Source organism: Synechococcus sp. CS-197, from assembly GCF_025128215.1.
In the GTDB taxonomy this organism is placed as follows: Bacteria; Cyanobacteriota; Cyanobacteriia; order PCC-6307; family Cyanobiaceae; genus Synechococcus_C.
Map to the genome: position 1 here is coordinate 184,730 of NZ_JAHLZC010000020.1, position 16,417 is coordinate 201,146.

Consider the following 16,417-nt stretch of genomic DNA (forward strand, 5'->3'; position numbering starts at 1 on the left):
ATCACTCTTCGTCTTCGTCGGTGCCGCCGACGGGGACGAGGCGAATCTGCTTGCGGCCAAGCTTAATTTCGAACTCATCACCAGGCTTGAGATCGAGCATGGCTGTGTAGGCCTTACCGATCAACAGATTGCCGTTGCCTTGAACGGTGGCGACGTAGGAAAGCTTGCGACCGCCTTTGCCGATTCCGCCAACGCCAGTAGCACCGAGATTCACTCCCTTGGCTTCGAGCAGTGCTTCATAGAAGGCGGTGAAGTTGAGGCGCTCCCCACCATCCTTCTTGTTGGACACATAACCGCAGGCACGGACGAGATCAGACTTGCTGACATCACCCAGCTCTTTCACTTTGTTCAGCAGGTCAGCACCTGTAAGCATGGTCGTTGAAAACATCTACTCATTGAACATAGCGCTTGATGTGCAGCATGTGCCATCCTTTCCCTTGGATTTGTACCAACTGAGCAAGCAACCTATGGCGCGTTTCGTTCTTTGGGGTTTGTACTGCGAAGATGCTCTTCAGAAAAGAGTGCCGTTTCGTGATGAGCATCTAGCTCGTCTTCAAAGTCTCAAGGACGAGGGCACCTTGATCACCTTGGGTCCAACGGAGGCCAGCACTCACGTGTTCGGGGTGTTCGAATCCGAGAGTGAATCAGCTGTTCGTGCGCTGCTCGAAGCCGACGTCTATTGGCGGGAGGGTATCTGGACGCGTTTGGATGTTTATCCCTGGATCCAGGCGTTTTGAGCCTGAAGCCATACCCAATCGCCAACAACCTGCTCGTTTCCCTCGCCGAGGGCATCGCCATAACCACTCATCTGGCCGATTCCCTCCTTGGCGATCGCTGCAATCGCTTCTGGATTGTCCAGGCCTCGTTTGGAAAGATCCTTCAATTTCAGTGAACGGCCGCGGCGAATGATGTTCCCGCCGTTGGGGTGACAACCAGCACAGTGAAGATCAAACAGCTGGGCGCCATCGCTCGAGAGGGCGCCGACGCTTTCGACGGGCAAGGCGAGCGCGATGATCAGACCAGCCACAATCAACAGTGCTCGCATTGGCGACAACCCTTCAAGGGTTCTCAGTCTGCCTTTGAGGCCGTGTCATTCATCTGGTGAGACCGTTGATAGCGGAGCACCAGATCCTCAGGGGAGCGGTAGCTCTGAGGAAGTGAACGATGCAGCCGTTGGAGATAGTCCCAGCAAATCGTGCGCTGAATGGCCGTCATGGATCGCCCTTCAGAAACAAGGCGACGCAGCGCTTGGCAATAGCTTGAAAATCCTGCTTCCAGATCACCAATCGTGAGCGTGCGACTTGAGGCGGTCATGACCGGATCTGTCAGGTTCCCCTGACTTTCGTGGCGTCATGGCCATTTCGTCTGTTGCCAGGATCACGAGATTGCTACGGATGTCATGGCAGAAGAGGATCTGCAGCGGTTTCTGGAGAAGGTGAAGGCGCTCAATGCTCTCGTTGCACGTCTCGAGAGCGATCCTGCTTCGCGCCAGCAGTTCGCTGCTTGCTCGGACCACAACGCCGTGGTGGCGCTGGCCTCAGCGTGGGGATTTGAGATCGGACGGCGTTGGGGTGAAGCGTCGCTCACTGGGCCATCGCCCTCAACGGCGACGTCGAATCTTCTGGCGGACGCCGAGACTCTTCCTGGTGAGGAGCAGGAGGACGTTCTCTGCAGCGGCGCTGATTGGAGGTTGGTGGTCATCCGCTCCAATGCTGCGAGCACTCCCGCTGGCTTCTGGTACGACCAGAGTGAAAACGAATGGCTGACGTTGCTGAAGGGAAGCGCTCTTCTGCGTCTGGCAGATCCTGACCAGTTGGTGGATCTCAGTGTTGGCGATCAGTTGCTGCTTCCGGCTGGTCGTCGTCATCGGGTGGAGCGCACTGATCCCCATCCAGGTACAACCTGGCTTGCTCTGTACTGGACTGATGCTTGCGCGCCGAATCACCAGGCTGCATTGAACGTTTGACCAGCCAGTAAGCGCCTGCAAGAGCGATTGAGGAAATTCCTAGACCGATCAGCAGCTGGGGTTTGTTTTCCGATCCCGCTGGCAGCACGATCACTTTGCGGGCGACGGCGGTTAAGGCTGTCACGAGAACCAGTTCGATTTGAACCACGTGACGCCGCAGGTAACTGGTGATGTTCTGCAGCACCTCCAAAGCGATCAGAACAGTGAGCAGATCTCCCAGAACTCGGATCAGTCCGTCGCCGAGCCAGTACGCGTCCTGATCGGTGTTAATCAGGGCGAGTGTGACTTTGACAGTGAGTTGAACCAGGGCTGCAACGATGACCACTGCTGTGATCACGGTGAGAAGCATGGCGACTTGTTTTTCGCCCTGATCAACCCACTGCAGAAAACTGCGGCGCCGGCGACGAAACTCAGGCATGCGCTTCAGTTGCTGCTGAAGGGGTTGTAGTAAGGCTTCGCCGGGGTATCGCCGGGTGGGTTCTCGATCTTGGTGTTGCAGGTGATCGATCCGTCTGCATTTTCCAGGCAGTCGGTGGGAACAACGGTGCTCTCTGGACCTGTGCGGCTGTTCGGACCCAGAAGCCAGACCTCCGATTGAGCCAGAGCGGCTTGAGGGAGCGTGGCGCAAAGGGCTGTTAGCAAACTGATGCCGGCTAGCTGTCGGGGCAGGAAGGGCATCGTCCTCAATTCATCTCACTCCACTTTGCCCGGGATTGCCCTCAGCTGGCGCGGTCATCGCGGATTTCCTGCAGGAGGAGGTCGAGCTGACCGAATGGATCGGCAGCGTCGCTGGCTGCGTTCACCGTGTCGCCAAAGGAGTCCGAAGGCTGTCCGTCAGCCCACTCCGCTTCGATGGCGCAGAGGCGGGCCGCAACGCTCGGCATGCCACCAAGGCTGTAAGCACGCTGAAGCACCTCGAGCAGGGCAGGCATGCGTGTGGACGAGGCCCGGAGGCTGCGCCGCAGATCGGCCTGCGTGCGCCCTTGGCTTTTGAGCCAGTCCTTGAGCAGTGATCCGAGGTCGTCTTCCAGCTCTTGAGACCAGGGCGTCATGGAGTTGCTCATGGAAACCACCGCTCCAGTCTGCGTTGAGCTCGCTGCCTGATTTCAGGGGTGATGTGATTCCTGCACAGCCCGAGCAAGGCGGTAAGTGCCACTAGGTCGTCGCTGAAGCCAGCCACTGGCAGAAGGTCGGGGATGAGATCAATCGGAACGAACAAGTAAGTGAGCGCAGCCAGAACAGTGACCCTGGCCTGATGGGGTGTGCTCGGCTCCAGCACCATTTCCAACGCTTCCAGCGCGGGGCGGGCGACGAACCGGCCGCTCCTCTTGAGCAGGTTGCGCAGCAGTCCCGCATCCACCGTGACGTCACCGGTGTTTGCTTCGGCGCGAGGGTGAGCGGATGCCAATGACAGTTCTCAGATGACAGGGAACCCCACCCTCCATCAAATCTCCTGTCCTGTGAAGGGGAGAGATCCGATGCGTTGAGGGGCGGGGACCCGCTCAAACGCTCAGCTCGACCAGCCCATGCTGAATGCCCGTTTTACGGAGCTTGCGCAGTGCGCGCTGCACGACTTGGCGGCAGTATTCGCGACTGCAGTTCATCTGACGGGCCACCTCGGCCAATGTTCTCTACTCGTTGCTGCCATCAAGGCCGAAGCGCAGCATGACGACGGTGCGTTCCTTGGGGGTGAGATTGGATTTATCGAGCAGCTTCCAGGCTGATGCTGTGCGCTCGGCAATCTCAGCCCGTTCCATGGGTGGTACCTCTTCACTGGGCAGCACATCCACCAGTTCCGAGGGGTCGGATTTTGACTTCACCACCCCTTGCAGGCTCACGGTGACGCTGCGCAGTTCACATCCCAGAAGATCTTCAACTTCGCTGATGGGAAGATTCAGATCGTCGGCAAGTTGCTCCGTGCTTGGTGATAAACCATTCCGTTGCATCAGACGGGCTTTGGAGGCACGAAGTTTTGTTAGTTTTTCATTCACATTGACGGGAATGCGAATGGTGCGGCTTTGGGTGGACAGCGCTCGATTGAGGCCCTGCCGAATCCACCAATAGGCATAGGTGGAAAAACGATGTCCCCGGGTTGGATCGTATTTCTCAACGGCTCGGGTCAGTCCGAGTGTGCCTTCCTGGATCAGGTCGAGAAGGTCGAGGCCTTTGCCCTGGTAGCGCTTGGCGAGATTCACAACCAGCCTGAGGTTGGCTGTGATCATTTGATTCTTGGCCTTTTCACCGCGTTTGATCGTGCGCTTCTCGTCATCGCTGTACTCGCAGGCCGGGCCGCTGCCGCCCGCGAGATGGCAGCGTTCGGTCAGGCTCACCATGGCCTGAACTTTCCGACCCATCGTTAATTCCTGCTCAGGCGTGAGTAACTGGTGTCTGCCGATTTCGCCCAGAAATGCACTCAGGGAGCTCACCATTTTGTTTGCTCTGTTTCTTTGAACCTAGGGCGAATGTCTTTTTCTCTGGCCCGTGTAATAAAGAGTGCGGAATTCATACTTTGGACACAATTTTGAATTTGTACGGATTCCTTTTTTTGTTCATCTTTTCAATCGTTTTTCTTCGCTTTTTGCCAGTCTGAGTTTTTTGCCTGGTTCAGGCTTTGGCATTACAGCCGCTGGTGCGGTTCTGCCGCTACCCTCGCTTGCGCCGACCGACGTCGAACCCATGCCATTGGCCACCGTGCTCACCCCCGAGATCGCCAAGAGTGCGGGAGTGGCCTACATCCACTACGTGAGCTTCATGTTCTGCTTCGCGGCCCTCGTTGTGGAGCGCAGGCTTCTCCGTCCGGATCCTGACCGGCGTGCGGCAACGGCCATGGTGATCACCGACATCATTTATGGCATCGCCGCTCTGGCGCTGTTGGTGAGTGGCATCTTCCGGGTTCTCTATTACGGCCAGGGAAGCGAGTTCTATACCCAGAACCCACTGTTCTGGTGGAAGGTGGGTCTCTACCTGAGTGTGGGGGCTCTCTCCCTCTACCCCACCATCACCTACATCCTCTGGGCCATTCCCCTGCGCAAGGGTGAGCTCCCCAAGGTGAGTGAGGCTCTCGCCACGCGCCTCGGATGGATCATCAATGTGGAATTGGTGGGCTTCTCGCTCGTTCCCCTCCTCGCCACGCTCATGGCTCGAGGGGTTGGTCTGCCCAGTGCCTGACCCAGGCGATCGATGAGCCTTGACCTGTGCCCTCCAGTTCAGGCGGAGCGGGTTCTGGACGGGGAGGCGCTGCAAAGCAACCCTGCTGTTGCGGCGCCCGGATATGGCAGCAAGCTGGCCCGATCGCGCTATGGAGCCCCCTCGTTGCCGCAATGGTGTGTGTGGGTTGAGCCGGCTGCGGGGATGGAGGCGGATCGCTGGGAGCGACGTTGGCTGCTGGGTATGGATGCGGCTCTAGCTAGCTGGGCCAAGCTTCTGCCGATTGTTCGCGTTGAGGATCCGCAACGTGCCCATGTGCGCGTTGAGCGGCGGCGCCCTCCGCTGCGTCAGCTGCCTGGGGGATGGCGCGCCAGCAACGGACGCAGTTTGTTGCAGGTGCTGGAGGTGACCCGCGCAGGTCGCACGCTGCTCGAGCCCCGGGTCACCGTGCTGGTGTCGCCGGGGCTGCGTGCATCGTCGCTGAGGGCGACGGCGCTGCATGAGCTTGGGCATGCGTTTGGGCTCTGGGGCCATAGCGATAATCCCGCTGATGCCATGGCGCCCGTGCAGGGGGCGTCTCCGGTGCTTGAGCCATCTGCGGATGATCGCCTCACCTTGGAGTGGATCCGCCGCCAGCCGACTGGTTTTGGGCAGCCACTGCCGCCCGAGCCTCCCGTCGACGACGCGTAGGCGTTTCGTTTTCGTCGCGCTTGCGTAACGTTACCGTGTCATTTGCCAGGGAGCTGGCGGCTCCTGGGGTGGGGTGCCGTCAGGCTCGAAACTCGGCAAGCTGGCAGCAGTGAATCCTCTTTCTTTGCTTATGTCGCGGAGATGGCGCCCCGGTCAGCTGATGGCACTGCCCGCCCTTGCTGCTGTGGCGGTCGCTGCGGTGGGGTGCAGTGCCTCGGATCAGAGCGTTGATTCATCGGCTGGAGGAGCGTCAACCATCCGCATTCAGTTGGATGGCAAGGATCCATCGGCCAGTCGCGGGGAGCTGGGGCGCGGCAGCAAGCCTCTTCAGTTCAAAGTTGGCTTCGGGCGCAACGGCATTGCCTGCCAAGGAACGCGTTTCGAGGAGGGCTGGACTCCCCTGGGTACCTTCCGTGTGAACGCTGTGCTCAGTGCGGATCGCTTTGCGATGGACCCCTCCCTGGTGGAGGCCTCCGGACGCAGTGAGGACTATCTGCGCGACAACCTATTCCGCAACATGAGCGCGATTGACTTCAAAGGGGATGGTGAAACGGCGGAATACGGCATCGGTTACATCAGCCTGACCCCGGTTCCAGCGACGCCCCAGCCGTTCCGCTTCAACACCTACGACGGCCAGTTCCGCTGGTACAGCTTTGCCATTCACGGCACCAATGACTCCAGTCGGGTTGGTCAGTCGGTGACGGGTGGGTGTATCAACGTGGGAGAGCAGGCGATGGCCGACCTGCTCAAGACCGTTCAACTTGGCGATGAGGTTGTGATCACCTCCGAGAGCCCCTGCGTGTCTTAGGCCGACGGATCGTGCCGCCTTGGTGCCCCGCGTCGGGCCGCAAGAACCTCTTGCACCTGGCGCCAGCTCACCCCGTGATGGGCGAGGGCGACTTGCATGTGAAACAGAATGTCGGCTGCTTCACCGGCAATCTCATCGGCGTTGTTGTCCTTGCAGGCCATCACGAACTCGGCGCTTTCTTCGCCGATCTTTTTGAGAATGCGGTTGTCGCCACCCTCAAGCAGCTTGTTGGTGTAGCTGCCCTCGTCCGGGTGTTCGCGGCGGTGTTCGATCACGCGCATCAGTTCCGTGCAGGCATCCGCCGGCGGTGGCAAGGCCTGGGGGCCGCCTTCACTGCGTTGATCCCGGTTTTCGTAGAAGCAACTGCGTGCTCCTGTGTGGCAAGCCACATCGCCGCGCTGCTCGATGGTGAGCAGGATCACGTCGGCATCGCAGTCGTAGCGGATGTTGCGCACCGTCTGGGTGTGCCCACTGGTGGCTCCCTTGTGCCAGAGCTCCTGGCGGGAGCGGCTCCAGTAATGCGCCTCGCCGTTGCTGAGGGTGAGCTCCAGTGACTCGCGGTTCATCCAGGCCACCATCAGCACGGCGCCATCCAGCCAGTCCTGCGCAATCGCGGGGATCAGTCCCGCTTCGTTGAAGCGGAGCTGATCGAGGAACGCTGGGGTGAGGGACTGCATCGGTGGGCGTGGGGTCCAGATGTAGACAGGAGGAATCCTCCCGCAGCGCCGTTCCTTTCGTCTGCCCGATGCCCCTGCCCCCCGCTGGTTACACCTGCAGCAAGCAGTTCGACGGCTACCCCTGTTGTCACCGGCAGTGGCAGCACCCCGGGCATTGCCGCTTTGTGCATGGCTACAGCCGCAGCTTCACGGTTTGGTTTGCAGCCACGGCTCTCGACGCCTGTGGCTTTGTGGTGGATTTCTCCAGCCTCAGGCCTCTGGAGAAACAACTGCGCGACCAGTTCGATCACACGTTTCTGGTGAATGCTGACGACCCGCTGATGGAGCAGTGGCAGGCGCTGCATGCGCAGGATGCTTTGGATCTGCGCGTGATGGAGAACGTGGGCATGGAAGCTTCGGCACGGTTGGTGTGGGGGTGGGCCAACACCCTGTTGAAGGAGCGCGATGGTGGTCGCTCCTGCTGCTGGAAGGTGGAGGCCCGGGAGAACCGGGCCAATAGCGCCTGTTACGAAGCCCTGCCGGAGTGGTTCAACGCAGAGCCAGCTGTTGCTGGTTCTCGTGGCCTGTGACAGCTTCCACATCCACATGGACGGTGTCACCGTCGCCATACCTGCCGGAGAGGATGGCTTTGGCAATCGGCGTTTCCAGTTCGCGCTGAACGGCGCGCTTGAGTGGGCGGGCGCCGTACACGGGGTCGTAGCCGGCATTGGCCAGCCAGTCCGTGGCTGCTTCGCTGAGATTGAGGCCCAGTTTGCGCTCATCCAGGCGAGCGCGTAGGCGTTCCACCTGCAGGGTCACGATCTGGCGCAACTCATCCCGCCTGAGGCTGTGGAAGATGATCTGGTCGTCGAGCCTGTTGAGAAACTCGGGCCTGAAGTGAGCGCGCAGCGCTTCGTTCACCCGCCGCTCCATTTCGCCATGCTGGCCGTCATCGCCTCCGAGGTCGAGGATCGACTGGCTGCCGATGTTGCTGGTGAGGATCAGAACAGCATTGGTGAAATCCACCGTTCGTCCCTGTCCATCGGTGACGCGGCCGTCATCCAGGATCTGCAGCATCACGTTGAACACATCGGGGTGGGCCTTCTCCACCTCGTCGAACAGGATCACGGCGTAGGGCCGGCGTCGCACAGCTTCCGTGAGCTGCCCCCCGGCTTCGTATCCCACATAGCCCGGAGGGGCTCCGATCAGCCGGCTCACTGTGTGCTTTTCCATGTACTCCGACATGTCGATGCGCACCATGGCCTCTTCACTGTCGAAGAGCTGCGCGGCCAGGGCTTTGGACAACTCGGTCTTGCCGACCCCGGTCGGGCCCAGGAAGAGGAAGCTGGCGATCGGTCGGTTGGGGTCGCTGAGACCAGCGCGGGAGCGCTGGATCGCATCGGCAACAGCGGTGACCGCCTGCTGCTGACCGACGACGCGTTCGTGCAGCTCGGTTTCCAGGCTCAGCAGCTTGGCCATCTCCGATTGGACCAGCTTCGCCACCGGAATCCCTGTCCACTTGGCGATCACCTCGGCGATGTCGTCTTCGGTGACCTCTTCGCGCAGCAAGGATTTGTCCTGGCTTCCGTCGTCGGCCGCAGCGAGAGCTGTCTCCTTCTCGGCCAGCTGTTTCTGCAGGGTGGCCAGCGTTCCGTATTCGAGTTCGGCTGCTTTGTTCAGGTCGTAGCTGCGCTTGGCTTGCTCCACCTGCAGCTGCACGCGCTCGATCTCTTCCTTCAGGTTGGAGAGGTCGTCGATCGCGCCTTTTTCATGCTGCCACTGGGCATTGAGGGTGCTCTGCTGTTCGGAGAGTTCCGCCAGCTCCCGCTCAAGGCGTTCCAACCGCTCCTGGCTGGCGGCGTCTGATTCGCGGCCGAGAGACAGTTTCTCCATCTCCAGCTGCAGGATCTTGCGGTCGATTTCGTCGATCTCCTCCGGTTTGGAGGTGATCTCCATCTTCAAACGTGCCGCCGACTCATCTACCAGATCAATCGCCTTGTCCGGAAGGAAGCGATCGGCGATGTAGCGGCTGCTCAGAACGGCCGCAGCCACCAGGGCGCTGTCGGCGATGCGCACGCCGTGGTGCACTTCGTAGCGCTCCTTCAAGCCACGCAGGATCGACACCGTGTCTTCCACGGTGGGCTGATCCACCAGCACTTGTTGGAAGCGTCGCTCGAGGGCGGGGTCCTTTTCGATGTGCTGCCGGTGTTCATCCAGGGTGGTGGCACCGATGCAACGCAGTTCGCCCCGGGCCAGCATCGGCTTGAGCAGATTGCTGGCATCCATGGCTCCACCGGTGGCACCGGCACCGACCACGGTGTGGATCTCGTCGATGAACAGCACAATCCCGCCGTCGGAGGCGGTCACCTCCTTGAGCACGGCTTTCAACCGTTCCTCGAACTCTCCTCTGTACTTAGCGCCGGCGATCAGCGCGCCCATGTCGAGGGCGATCAGCTGCCGGTTCTGCAGGGCCTGGGGAACATCGCCGTTGACGATGCGTTGTGCCAAGCCTTCAACGATCGCTGTTTTGCCAACGCCAGGCTCACCGATGAGCACTGGGTTGTTCTTCGTGCGGCGGCTCAGAATCTGAATCGTGCGGCGGATTTCCTCATCACGACCGATCACCGGGTCGAGCTTGCCGTCCCTGGCTGCCGCCGTGAGATCCCGGCCGTATTTTTCAAGGGACTCGTAGGAGCCCTCCGGGTTCTGATCGGTCACGGTCTGGCTGCCTCGCACAGCGTTGATGGCCTTTTTGAGCGAGCCAGGGTCGGCGCCGGCCTGTGAGAGCAGGCGCCGACCGCAGCGACTGTCATCGGCAAGGGCCAGCAGCAGATGCTCAACGGAGATGTAACTGTCGCCATAGTCTTGTTTGAGGCTGTCGGCACGATCGAGCAGGTCGCTCAGGCCCTTGCCCAGATACACCGATTCAGGTGGGGACTGCAGGGCTGGCTGCTGCGTGAGGTGACTGTCCACACTGCTCTGCAGGGCGGCAGGTGTGACTCCAGCTTTTTCGAGGATGCGGCTGGCCAGGCCATCCTGTTCCAGGAGGGCTTGGAGCAGGTGTTCCGTTTCCAGCTGCTGATGCCGGCGTTTCTGGGCCAGCTGCTGAGCCGAAAGGATGGCGGCCCAGGCTTTCTCCGTGAATTGTTCGGCCGTGGGTTGCATGGTTCTAGTTGTTCTTCACCAACCGTATGGGTGATCGTCGAATCAGAGTCCTGGAGAACCGCTCCTTGTCGTTCGGTCTCCACGACAGACGACGGCTTACCGATGGGAATCGGTAGGGTCCACCGAACTATTCCACTGACAATGCAACAGCCCAAGGCTGTCGACCCAACGCTTGTGAGGCGCCTTGTGGCCAGGGTGCGGGAGGTTTACGGCGCAACCCTGACCGACCCCGAGCGCATGTGTTGGACCGTTGTGCATGAACACCATCACGAGGCGATGCCAACGGAGTACGACATCCGCGAGGTGGACGAAGATCTGTATCTGGCTGTTCTTGAGGCCTGCCGCCAGGGGGGCTGATGGCTCAGATCCTGCTCTTGTCAAACCAGTTTGCGATCTTGGAGCAGTGCGCATCGGCCTGGAAATCTCCGGCCGAAACCGAAAAGCCTGTGCGTCTTGCCAGTTCGATCACCGCATCAAGCGTGGCGAGGTTCTGAAAGTCTCGTCTCAAGCCTGGGCTGCGCTCCAGCGCTCGAACGAAATCGCTGAATCCCTCTCGGCTCATCGGGACCAGCCCTGTTCGGCCTGGCTCTCCACGTAGGCCGCGACATCAGCAATGTCTTGATCACTGAGCTTGCCTTCGTAGGCAGGCATGGCGTTTTTGCCGTTTTCGATCTGATGCTCGATGGCCTCCAGTGGGTCCATGCCGTAGGACTCCAGATGGGCTTGCAGATCGGTTTGGCTCAAGGTTCGGCTTGCGCTGATCACATTGCCACCACCCATATGGCAGGCCGCGCAGTTGGCCGAGAACAGCTGGGCGCCATGCTCAGGATCTGGACTGCTCAGAGCACTGGCAGGCCATGCCGCGATCAGGCTCAAGCCCATGCAGAGAAGCAAGGCCAGGAAAGGGGTGGGGTTCAGCATCCAACCCGGGGAATCTCTGCTCGAACCCTATCCAGACCAGGGCATAAAGAAAGCCCCCGGAGGAAAGGTGACATCCTCCGGGGGCCTCTTGTGTTGCTTTCAAGAAATCGTCAACCGATCCAAGACAGCGTGATCACTCAACAATCACCTTGCCAACCATGCCAGCACCACGATGGGGCTCGCAGTAGTAGTCGTAGGTGCCGGCTTCGCTGAAGGTTTCTTCCCAGGACTCACCGGGGGCGAAGGCCAGGTCGCTGTGGCTGAGCTCGTCATGACCGTCGAACACAGCGTTGTGAGGAGCCAGCTTGTTGTTCACGAACTTGACGGTGTCGCCAGCTTTGATGGTGACGGTGCTGGGCTCGAAAGCCAGCATTCCGGCATCGGTACCAAGCTTCACTTCAACAGTGGCGGCGTTGGCAGAAGCGACGCCGATGGAGCAGACCACGAGAAATGCGATGGCTGCAGAGAGAATGGACTTCAGGCTCTTAAGCATGACGTCAGAAACACTTGGGTGATCTTAAGCGTTTTTAGACGCCACCTCGATGGGGTAAGCCCGAGTCTTGAAGCACAGCTTCAAGATCTGCAGCATGGCTGGTGCCGCCGAAGCGCTCGGGCTGGGTGACCGGGTTGTGGATGAAGTGGCGCTGTTTGATCGAGAAGCGGTCCCAGGCGTTCACCTCGATGGGGAGAATCTTGATCAGCGTTTCAATCAACCAGGGCCAAAGTGGAATCCCCGGCGTACGGGCGACGCCACGCCACCGGCAAAGGGTGGCAACGGCTTCATTCACGCTGATGGCCGGCTGTCCCATCACGATGCGTCGAACCGCTCCCTGGCCTGGCTCGGCATTGCGCTGATGCGGGGTGACCGCCAGGTGCCCGCAGATCGCGGCAATGTCCGCTGCATGGATGAAATGGAAACTGGCGTCGGCCCTGAGAAACCGGGCCAGCCAGAGCCACTTGCTGGCTTCCGCCAGACCTTCTGTGAGATAGCTGGTGGGAAAGGGACTGGTGCCATCCACTCGCCCGCCGAACACCAGCGTTGGAAACACCGCCACGATCTTCTCGGCCAGCGGATGCTGTTCCAGATCGCTGAGGCACTGCGCTTTGGTTTGGATGTATTCCGTGCCGTAAGCGAGTGCTTCCGGGAGTGGCTGGAGGTGGCGATTCAGAATGCTCGCCGTTGAAAAGTATGTGATCTGTTCGATCAGATTTGGGTTGAGCAGCGCCAGCAACCGCTTCACGGCCACCACATTCACTTGATGGGCGCGCTCTGGATCCCCCCAGGCCGTGGCGGTGTGAATCACGCGGGTGACCGTGGCCAGATCGCTGGCAAAGCGGTCGGTTTCGCGCAGATCGCCCACCAGCAGCCTCACCCGGGGATTGTTGGCCTGGATTGCCGTGAGCTTGGAGGGATCCCGCAACCAGAGGAGGAGATCCGCATCGCTGTTCTGCAGCAGCCAATGGGCGGTGTACTGACCAACGCAGCCGCTGGCGCCGGTAATGAGGATGCGGGCAGGCATGGGCTGGTGCTCAGGCGAGGGCGCCGATGCGGTCCATCACGCTCTTGCCGGAGCGGAAGAAGGATGCACCGTTCTCCTCAGGGGTCCCAGGCAGGATTCCGTGACCGAGGTTGAGGATGTGCTTGCGGCCCCTGGCTTTGCGCACGCAGTCGTCGATCCTGGCCTCGATCGCTTCGGGCGTTCCAAAGAGCAGGCCGGGATCCACGTTGCCTTGCACGCCGATGTGCTCGGGCAGCCTGGCCAGGGCTTCGGCCATGTCCACGGTCCAATCGAGAGAGATGATGTCCACCCCGGTGGTGGCCATGCGCTCGAGCACCCCTGCACTGCCAGAGATGTAGAGGATGAAGGGGGTGTCGGGGTGGGTCTGCTTGACCAGATCCACCACTTTCTTTTGATAAGGAGCCGCGAAGGTGTCGTAATCCGCGGGGCTGAGCTGGCCGGCCCAGGAATCAAACATCTGCACCACCTGGGCGCCGGAGTCGATTTGATAGCGAAGGTACTGGGCAATCGATTCCGCGAAGTGATCGAGCAGCTTGTGCAGCAGCGCCGGTTCCTGGAAGGCCATGGCCTTGATCACGGCGTAGTTTTTGCTGCTCTTGCCCTCCACCACGTACGCGGCCAGCGTCCAGGGAGCGCCAACAAAGCCCAGCACGGCGGCCTCATTGCCCACGCTCTGACGCAGACGACCGAGAACTTCGCCCACAAAAGGCATCGATTCAGCTGGGTTCAACGGATGCAGAGCATCCACCTGGGCCATGGTGCGGATCGGGTCGCCGATCTGGGGGCCCTTGCTCTCGATGATGTCGAAATCAATGCCCATGCCCGGCAGGGGCGTGAGGATGTCGGAGAACAGGATCACGCCGTCGGGCTTGAAGGCGTTGAAGGGCTGCATGGAGATCTCGTAGGAGAGATCAGGGTTTTCGGAGCGTTCCCGGAAGCTGGGGTATTTGTCGCGGAGATCCCTGTAGATCTTCATGTAGCGACCTGCCTGACGCATCATCCAGACGGGAGGACGCTCCACCGCCTCACCGCGGGCTGCGCGCAGCAACAAGGGCAGGGTGTCGCTCATCAAGCTTTTATCGGCGTAGCCGGAAACTTACCTGAGTGATGCATGTAAAAAGCCCCGGGATGCCTGCATCCCGGGGCCTTCGTCATATGCGGAGAACTTTCTCGGGATGGCAGACCCGATCACTCCTGAACTGGATTGAGGCTCTTTTTGGGATCGTGCTTGAACACCATCAGGCTCAAGGGCGGCAGGCAAAGGTCGAGAGAGTTTTCGTAGCCGTGGATCCCCCACTCTTCAGTGGGCTTTCCGCCCATGTTGCCCAGGTTGCTGCCACCGTATTTGCTGGCATCGGTGTTGAAGATCTCTTCGTAGTACCCAGCCAGAGGAACGCCGACGCGATAGTGAGAATGACTTTGCGGCGTGAAGTTGGCCACAACCACGAGCCAGGTGCCGCTTGTGCTTTCCCGGCGCATGAAGCTGATCACGGAATGGCGGTTGTCGTTGCAGTCAATCCATTGGAAGCCGTATTGATCAAAGTCATCACGCCAGAGGGCAGGCTCTGATTTGTACAGCCCATTGAGGTCATCGACCATGCGCTGGACACCTTGATGCGGTTCGTAGTTGAGAAGATCCCATTGCAGATCTCCCCAAACATTCCATTCAGCCCTCTGGCCAAACTCCATTCCCATGAAGATGGTTTTCTTGCCCGGGTGCGTCCACATGTAGGCCAGTAGTGCTCTGGTGTTGGCGTATTTCTGCCAATCATCTCCAGGCATTTTGTGCAGAAGATTGCTCTTGCCATGCACCACCTCATCGTGGCTGAGGGCCAGCATGAAATTTTCCGTGTAGGTGTACCAGATGGAAAATGTGATGTTGTTCTGATGGAACTGGCGGAACCAGGGATCAAGCTCGAAATAATCGAGCATGTCGTGCATCCAACCCATGTTCCATTTCAGGTTGAAGCCAAGACCACCGATGTCCGTGGGCTGCGTGACCATGGGCCATGTGGTGGATTCCTCGGCGATTGAGAGGGCTCCTGGGAAGTGCTGGAAGAGCACGTGATTGGCTTGCTGCAGGAATTGCACCGCTTCGGTGTTTTCCCTGCCGCCGTGTTCATTGGGGAGCCATTCGCCATCCGGGCGCAGATAGTCGCGATACAGCATCGATGCAACAGCGTCCACACGGATGCCATCGATGTGGAACTGATCGAACCAGAACACCAGGTTGGCAACCAGAAAGTTGCGAACCTCATTGCGGCTGTAATTGAAGATCAGCGTCCCCCATTCTTTGTGTTCGCCAATTCTTGGGTCGGCATGCTCATAGAGATGGCAACCGTCGAAGAAGGCGAGGCCATGGCTGTCGCGCGGGAAGTGGCCAGGGACCCAATCGATGATCACGCCGATGCCCTCAGCATGGCAGCGGTCGACAAAGGCACGGAATTCATCAGGTGTGCCGTAGCGGCTCGTGGGCGCGTACCAACCGGTGACCTGATACCCCCAGGAGCCATCGAAGGGATGCTCGGTGATCGGCATCAGCTCGATGTGGGTGAAGCCCCGCTCCTTCACGTAGGGAATCAGGCGATCGGCAAGCTCCGGATAGGTGAGCAGCCGAGCACCGGGTTTGAGGTCAGCGGCGGGAACAGGAGCTCGGGGGGTGCCATCGGCTTCGATGAAGGGCTCGTCGGCGGCCGCGTGGATCCAACTGCCGAGGTGCATCTCGTACACCGCGATCGGTTGATCGAGGGGATTGCTGCTGTCGCGCTTCTGGATCCAGTCCGTGTCAGTCCAATGGAAGCCATCCAGGTGGCTCACCACTGAACTGGTGTCGGGACGAACCTCATGCTGGAACCCGTAGGGATCGGCCTTCTGATAGCAGTGGCCCTCCTGGGTGCGGATTTCATATTTGTAGAGCTGTCCCTCCGCCAGGCCGGGAACGAAGAGCTCCCAGATTCCTCCCAGGCGCTGCTGCATGGGGTGGTGACGGCCATCCCAGGAGTTCAGATCGCCGATCACACTCACGCTGCGTGCATGCGGAGCCCAAAGGCAGAACATCACCCCCGGGATCCCTTCCCGCTCGCAGTGATGGGCACCCATGCGGCGCCAGATGTGGTGATGGTTGCCTTCGGCGAAGAGATGGCGATCCATCTCGCCCATCCAGTCCTGTCGGAACGCCCAGGGGTCGTGCTGTTCGTGGGTGATGCCTCCGCGGTGCACCCGTAAGCGGTAGGCGCATCCGGGGTCATGGGCGACGGACGCTTCGAAGATCCAGGGATGGTGGGGAGTCGACATCCCCATCTCTTGGTCTCCCAGGAGCAAGGTGACACCCTCCGCTTCAGGCATCCATGCGCGGAGAACCCAGGTGCCATCCTCCTGAGGTTGGGGCCCGAGGACGGCGAAGGGATGGTCGTGACGGCACTCGGCCAATCGCTGGGCGTCCTCAACCATCCACTCGAGAACAGTGTTGGTCATGCCTTCGGACGCCGCGTTGGCCGGGAGCTTAAGCCGAAATTCCCAACATGCGGCGCACCGATCCGTCGGA

At 60.1% G+C, this 16,417-nt stretch carries 21 protein-coding genes and 2 pseudogenes; 7 read left to right on the forward strand and 16 right to left on the reverse strand.

Going from position 1 to position 16,417, the window contains the following annotated elements; genetic code table 11:
* Nucleotide 1 precedes the first annotated feature (1 nt).
* Nucleotides 2-373, reverse strand: a complete 372-nt coding sequence (locus tag KQ296_RS09930) for an AbrB family transcriptional regulator (protein ID WP_011932642.1) — start codon at nt 371-373, stop codon at nt 2-4.
* Nucleotides 374-467: 94 nt separating this feature from the next.
* Here KQ296_RS09930 and KQ296_RS09935 point away from each other — a divergent pair, with 94 nt between their 5' ends.
* Entirely contained in the window at nt 468-737 is a 270-nt protein-coding gene (locus KQ296_RS09935) for a YciI family protein (RefSeq protein ID WP_011932643.1), read from the forward strand.
* Here the strand turns inward: KQ296_RS09935 and KQ296_RS09940 are convergent.
* Nucleotides 713-1,045: a c-type cytochrome gene (locus KQ296_RS09940; protein ID WP_011932644.1), complete on the reverse strand. Its 333-nt coding sequence runs from the start codon at nt 1,043-1,045 to the stop codon at nt 713-715. The two genes, KQ296_RS09935 and KQ296_RS09940, sit on opposite strands and share 25 nt — an antisense overlap.
* Before the next feature lie 23 nt (nt 1,046-1,068).
* Entirely contained in the window at nt 1,069-1,314 is a 246-nt protein-coding gene (locus KQ296_RS09945) for a DUF3136 domain-containing protein (RefSeq protein WP_011932645.1), read from the reverse strand.
* Between the two features lie 85 nt (nt 1,315-1,399).
* Between KQ296_RS09945 and KQ296_RS09950 the strand changes: the two are divergent.
* Nucleotides 1,400-1,861: pseudogene (locus tag KQ296_RS09950) on the forward strand (Nif11 domain/cupin domain-containing protein); the annotation flags it as partial.
* Here the strand turns inward: KQ296_RS09950 and KQ296_RS09955 are convergent.
* The 5 genes and pseudogenes from KQ296_RS09955 to KQ296_RS09975 all read right to left on the reverse strand — a co-directional run bounded on the left by KQ296_RS09955 (nt 1,824) and on the right by KQ296_RS09975 (nt 4,395).
* Nucleotides 1,824-2,384: a phosphate-starvation-inducible PsiE family protein gene (locus tag KQ296_RS09955; RefSeq protein WP_011932647.1), complete on the reverse strand. Its 561-nt coding sequence runs from the start codon at nt 2,382-2,384 to the stop codon at nt 1,824-1,826. The pseudogene KQ296_RS09950 and the gene KQ296_RS09955 sit on opposite strands and share 38 nt — an antisense overlap.
* A gap of 5 nt (nt 2,385-2,389) precedes the next feature.
* On the reverse strand, nt 2,390-2,644 hold the full coding sequence (locus KQ296_RS09960) for a hypothetical protein (protein ID WP_011932648.1): 255 nt from the start codon (nt 2,642-2,644) through the stop codon (nt 2,390-2,392).
* A gap of 41 nt (nt 2,645-2,685) precedes the next feature.
* Complete coding sequence (locus tag KQ296_RS09965; RefSeq protein ID WP_041428781.1) at nt 2,686-3,018, reverse strand: hypothetical protein; 333 nt, start codon at nt 3,016-3,018, stop codon at nt 2,686-2,688.
* 8 nt (nt 3,019-3,026) lie between these two features.
* Entirely contained in the window at nt 3,027-3,374 is a 348-nt protein-coding gene (locus KQ296_RS09970; protein ID WP_011932650.1) for a YkvA family protein, read from the reverse strand.
* Nucleotides 3,375-3,468: 94 nt separating this feature from the next.
* Nucleotides 3,469-4,395: pseudogene (locus tag KQ296_RS09975) on the reverse strand (sigma-70 family RNA polymerase sigma factor).
* A gap of 247 nt (nt 4,396-4,642) precedes the next feature.
* On the opposite strand from KQ296_RS09975, the gene KQ296_RS09980 reads away from it, so the two are divergent.
* The 3 genes from KQ296_RS09980 to KQ296_RS09990 all read left to right on the forward strand — a co-directional run bounded on the left by KQ296_RS09980 (nt 4,643) and on the right by KQ296_RS09990 (nt 6,611).
* Nucleotides 4,643-5,134, forward strand: coding sequence for a DUF2214 family protein (locus tag KQ296_RS09980; protein WP_011932652.1), 492 nt, complete (start codon nt 4,643-4,645; stop codon nt 5,132-5,134).
* Nucleotides 5,135-5,146: 12 nt separating this feature from the next.
* Complete coding sequence (locus KQ296_RS09985; RefSeq protein WP_011932653.1) at nt 5,147-5,803, forward strand: matrixin family metalloprotease; 657 nt, start codon at nt 5,147-5,149, stop codon at nt 5,801-5,803.
* Nucleotides 5,804-5,933: 130 nt separating this feature from the next.
* The gene (locus KQ296_RS09990) at nt 5,934-6,611 is read left to right on the forward strand and encodes a L,D-transpeptidase (protein ID WP_011932654.1); all 678 of its coding nucleotides are present in this window, start codon (nt 5,934-5,936) and stop codon (nt 6,609-6,611) included.
* Here KQ296_RS09990 and hisIE read toward each other — a convergent pair.
* Entirely contained in the window at nt 6,608-7,288 is a 681-nt protein-coding gene (gene hisIE, locus KQ296_RS09995) for a bifunctional phosphoribosyl-AMP cyclohydrolase/phosphoribosyl-ATP diphosphatase HisIE (protein ID WP_011932655.1), read from the reverse strand. The genes KQ296_RS09990 and hisIE overlap by 4 nt on opposite strands.
* 68 nt (nt 7,289-7,356) lie before the next feature.
* Here hisIE and KQ296_RS10000 point away from each other — a divergent pair, with 68 nt between their 5' ends.
* Nucleotides 7,357-7,857, forward strand: coding sequence for a 6-carboxytetrahydropterin synthase (locus KQ296_RS10000; protein WP_011932656.1), 501 nt, complete (start codon nt 7,357-7,359; stop codon nt 7,855-7,857).
* On the opposite strand, the gene clpB is transcribed toward KQ296_RS10000, so the two are convergent.
* The gene (gene clpB, locus KQ296_RS10005) at nt 7,817-10,432 is read right to left on the reverse strand and encodes an ATP-dependent chaperone ClpB (protein ID WP_259726467.1); all 2,616 of its coding nucleotides are present in this window, start codon (nt 10,430-10,432) and stop codon (nt 7,817-7,819) included. The two genes, KQ296_RS10000 and clpB, sit on opposite strands and share 41 nt — an antisense overlap.
* A 141-nt stretch (nt 10,433-10,573) precedes the next feature.
* Here clpB and KQ296_RS10010 point away from each other — a divergent pair, with 141 nt between their 5' ends.
* The gene (locus tag KQ296_RS10010; protein WP_011932659.1) at nt 10,574-10,789 is read left to right on the forward strand and encodes a hypothetical protein; all 216 of its coding nucleotides are present in this window, start codon (nt 10,574-10,576) and stop codon (nt 10,787-10,789) included.
* A 4-nt stretch (nt 10,790-10,793) separates the two neighbouring features.
* Here KQ296_RS10010 and KQ296_RS10015 read toward each other — a convergent pair whose 3' ends face one another.
* From KQ296_RS10015 to glgB, 6 genes are all read right to left on the reverse strand, one after another.
* Nucleotides 10,794-10,994: a Nif11-like leader peptide family natural product precursor gene (locus tag KQ296_RS10015; protein ID WP_011932660.1), complete on the reverse strand. Its 201-nt coding sequence runs from the start codon at nt 10,992-10,994 to the stop codon at nt 10,794-10,796.
* A complete protein-coding gene (locus KQ296_RS10020) occupies nt 10,991-11,353 on the reverse strand; it encodes a c-type cytochrome (protein WP_011932661.1) in 363 nt (120 codons plus the stop codon). The genes KQ296_RS10015 and KQ296_RS10020 overlap by 4 nt, the downstream gene beginning before the upstream one ends.
* A 133-nt stretch (nt 11,354-11,486) precedes the next feature.
* Nucleotides 11,487-11,846 carry a plastocyanin gene (petE, locus tag KQ296_RS10025; RefSeq protein WP_011932662.1) on the reverse strand — a complete coding sequence of 120 codons (360 nt, stop codon included), beginning with the start codon at nt 11,844-11,846 and terminating at the stop codon, nt 11,487-11,489.
* 34 nt (nt 11,847-11,880) lie between these two features.
* Nucleotides 11,881-12,873 (reverse strand): NAD(P)-dependent oxidoreductase, encoded by a 993-nt coding sequence (locus tag KQ296_RS10030; RefSeq protein ID WP_011932663.1) that lies wholly within the window; start codon nt 12,871-12,873, stop codon nt 11,881-11,883.
* Nucleotides 12,874-12,883: 10 nt separating this feature from the next.
* Nucleotides 12,884-13,942, reverse strand: coding sequence for a uroporphyrinogen decarboxylase (gene hemE, locus KQ296_RS10035; RefSeq protein ID WP_011932664.1), 1,059 nt, complete (start codon nt 13,940-13,942; stop codon nt 12,884-12,886).
* 119 nt (nt 13,943-14,061) lie between these two features.
* Complete coding sequence (gene glgB, locus KQ296_RS10040; RefSeq protein WP_011932665.1) at nt 14,062-16,347, reverse strand: 1,4-alpha-glucan branching protein GlgB; 2,286 nt, start codon at nt 16,345-16,347, stop codon at nt 14,062-14,064.
* Between the last annotated feature and the right edge of the window lie 70 nt (nt 16,348-16,417).

Excerpts from the sequence above, each read along its gene's own strand:
- KQ296_RS10000 (WP_011932656.1), top strand. The coding sequence starts at position 7,357 with ATGCCCCTGCCCCCCGCTGGTTACACCTGCAGCAAGCAGTTCGACGGC.
- KQ296_RS09980 (WP_011932652.1), top strand. The coding sequence starts at position 4,643 with ATGCCATTGGCCACCGTGCTCACCCCCGAGATCGCCAAGAGTGCGGGA.
- petE (WP_011932662.1), bottom strand. The coding sequence starts at position 11,846 with ATGCTTAAGAGCCTGAAGTCCATTCTCTCTGCAGCCATCGCATTTCTC.
- KQ296_RS09935 (WP_011932643.1), top strand. The coding sequence starts at position 468 with ATGGCGCGTTTCGTTCTTTGGGGTTTGTACTGCGAAGATGCTCTTCAG.
- KQ296_RS09940 (WP_011932644.1), bottom strand. The coding sequence starts at position 1,045 with ATGCGAGCACTGTTGATTGTGGCTGGTCTGATCATCGCGCTCGCCTTG.
- KQ296_RS09965 (WP_041428781.1), bottom strand. The coding sequence starts at position 3,018 with ATGACGCCCTGGTCTCAAGAGCTGGAAGACGACCTCGGATCACTGCTC.
- KQ296_RS09955 (WP_011932647.1), bottom strand. The coding sequence starts at position 2,384 with ATGCCTGAGTTTCGTCGCCGGCGCCGCAGTTTTCTGCAGTGGGTTGAT.
- KQ296_RS09930 (WP_011932642.1), bottom strand. The coding sequence starts at position 373 with ATGCTTACAGGTGCTGACCTGCTGAACAAAGTGAAAGAGCTGGGTGAT.
- clpB (WP_259726467.1), bottom strand. The coding sequence starts at position 10,432 with ATGCAACCCACGGCCGAACAATTCACGGAGAAAGCCTGGGCCGCCATC.
- KQ296_RS10015 (WP_011932660.1), bottom strand. The coding sequence starts at position 10,994 with ATGAGCCGAGAGGGATTCAGCGATTTCGTTCGAGCGCTGGAGCGCAGC.
- KQ296_RS09985 (WP_011932653.1), top strand. The coding sequence starts at position 5,147 with ATGAGCCTTGACCTGTGCCCTCCAGTTCAGGCGGAGCGGGTTCTGGAC.
- KQ296_RS10010 (WP_011932659.1), top strand. The coding sequence starts at position 10,574 with ATGCAACAGCCCAAGGCTGTCGACCCAACGCTTGTGAGGCGCCTTGTG.
- hemE (WP_011932664.1), bottom strand. The coding sequence starts at position 13,942 with ATGAGCGACACCCTGCCCTTGTTGCTGCGCGCAGCCCGCGGTGAGGCG.
- hisIE (WP_011932655.1), bottom strand. The coding sequence starts at position 7,288 with ATGCAGTCCCTCACCCCAGCGTTCCTCGATCAGCTCCGCTTCAACGAA.
- KQ296_RS09945 (WP_011932645.1), bottom strand. The coding sequence starts at position 1,314 with ATGACCGCCTCAAGTCGCACGCTCACGATTGGTGATCTGGAAGCAGGA.
- glgB (WP_011932665.1), bottom strand. The coding sequence starts at position 16,347 with ATGACCAACACTGTTCTCGAGTGGATGGTTGAGGACGCCCAGCGATTG.
- KQ296_RS09990 (WP_011932654.1), top strand. The coding sequence starts at position 5,934 with ATGTCGCGGAGATGGCGCCCCGGTCAGCTGATGGCACTGCCCGCCCTT.
- KQ296_RS09960 (WP_011932648.1), bottom strand. The coding sequence starts at position 2,644 with ATGCCCTTCCTGCCCCGACAGCTAGCCGGCATCAGTTTGCTAACAGCC.
- KQ296_RS10020 (WP_011932661.1), bottom strand. The coding sequence starts at position 11,353 with ATGCTGAACCCCACCCCTTTCCTGGCCTTGCTTCTCTGCATGGGCTTG.
- KQ296_RS10030 (WP_011932663.1), bottom strand. The coding sequence starts at position 12,873 with ATGCCTGCCCGCATCCTCATTACCGGCGCCAGCGGCTGCGTTGGTCAG.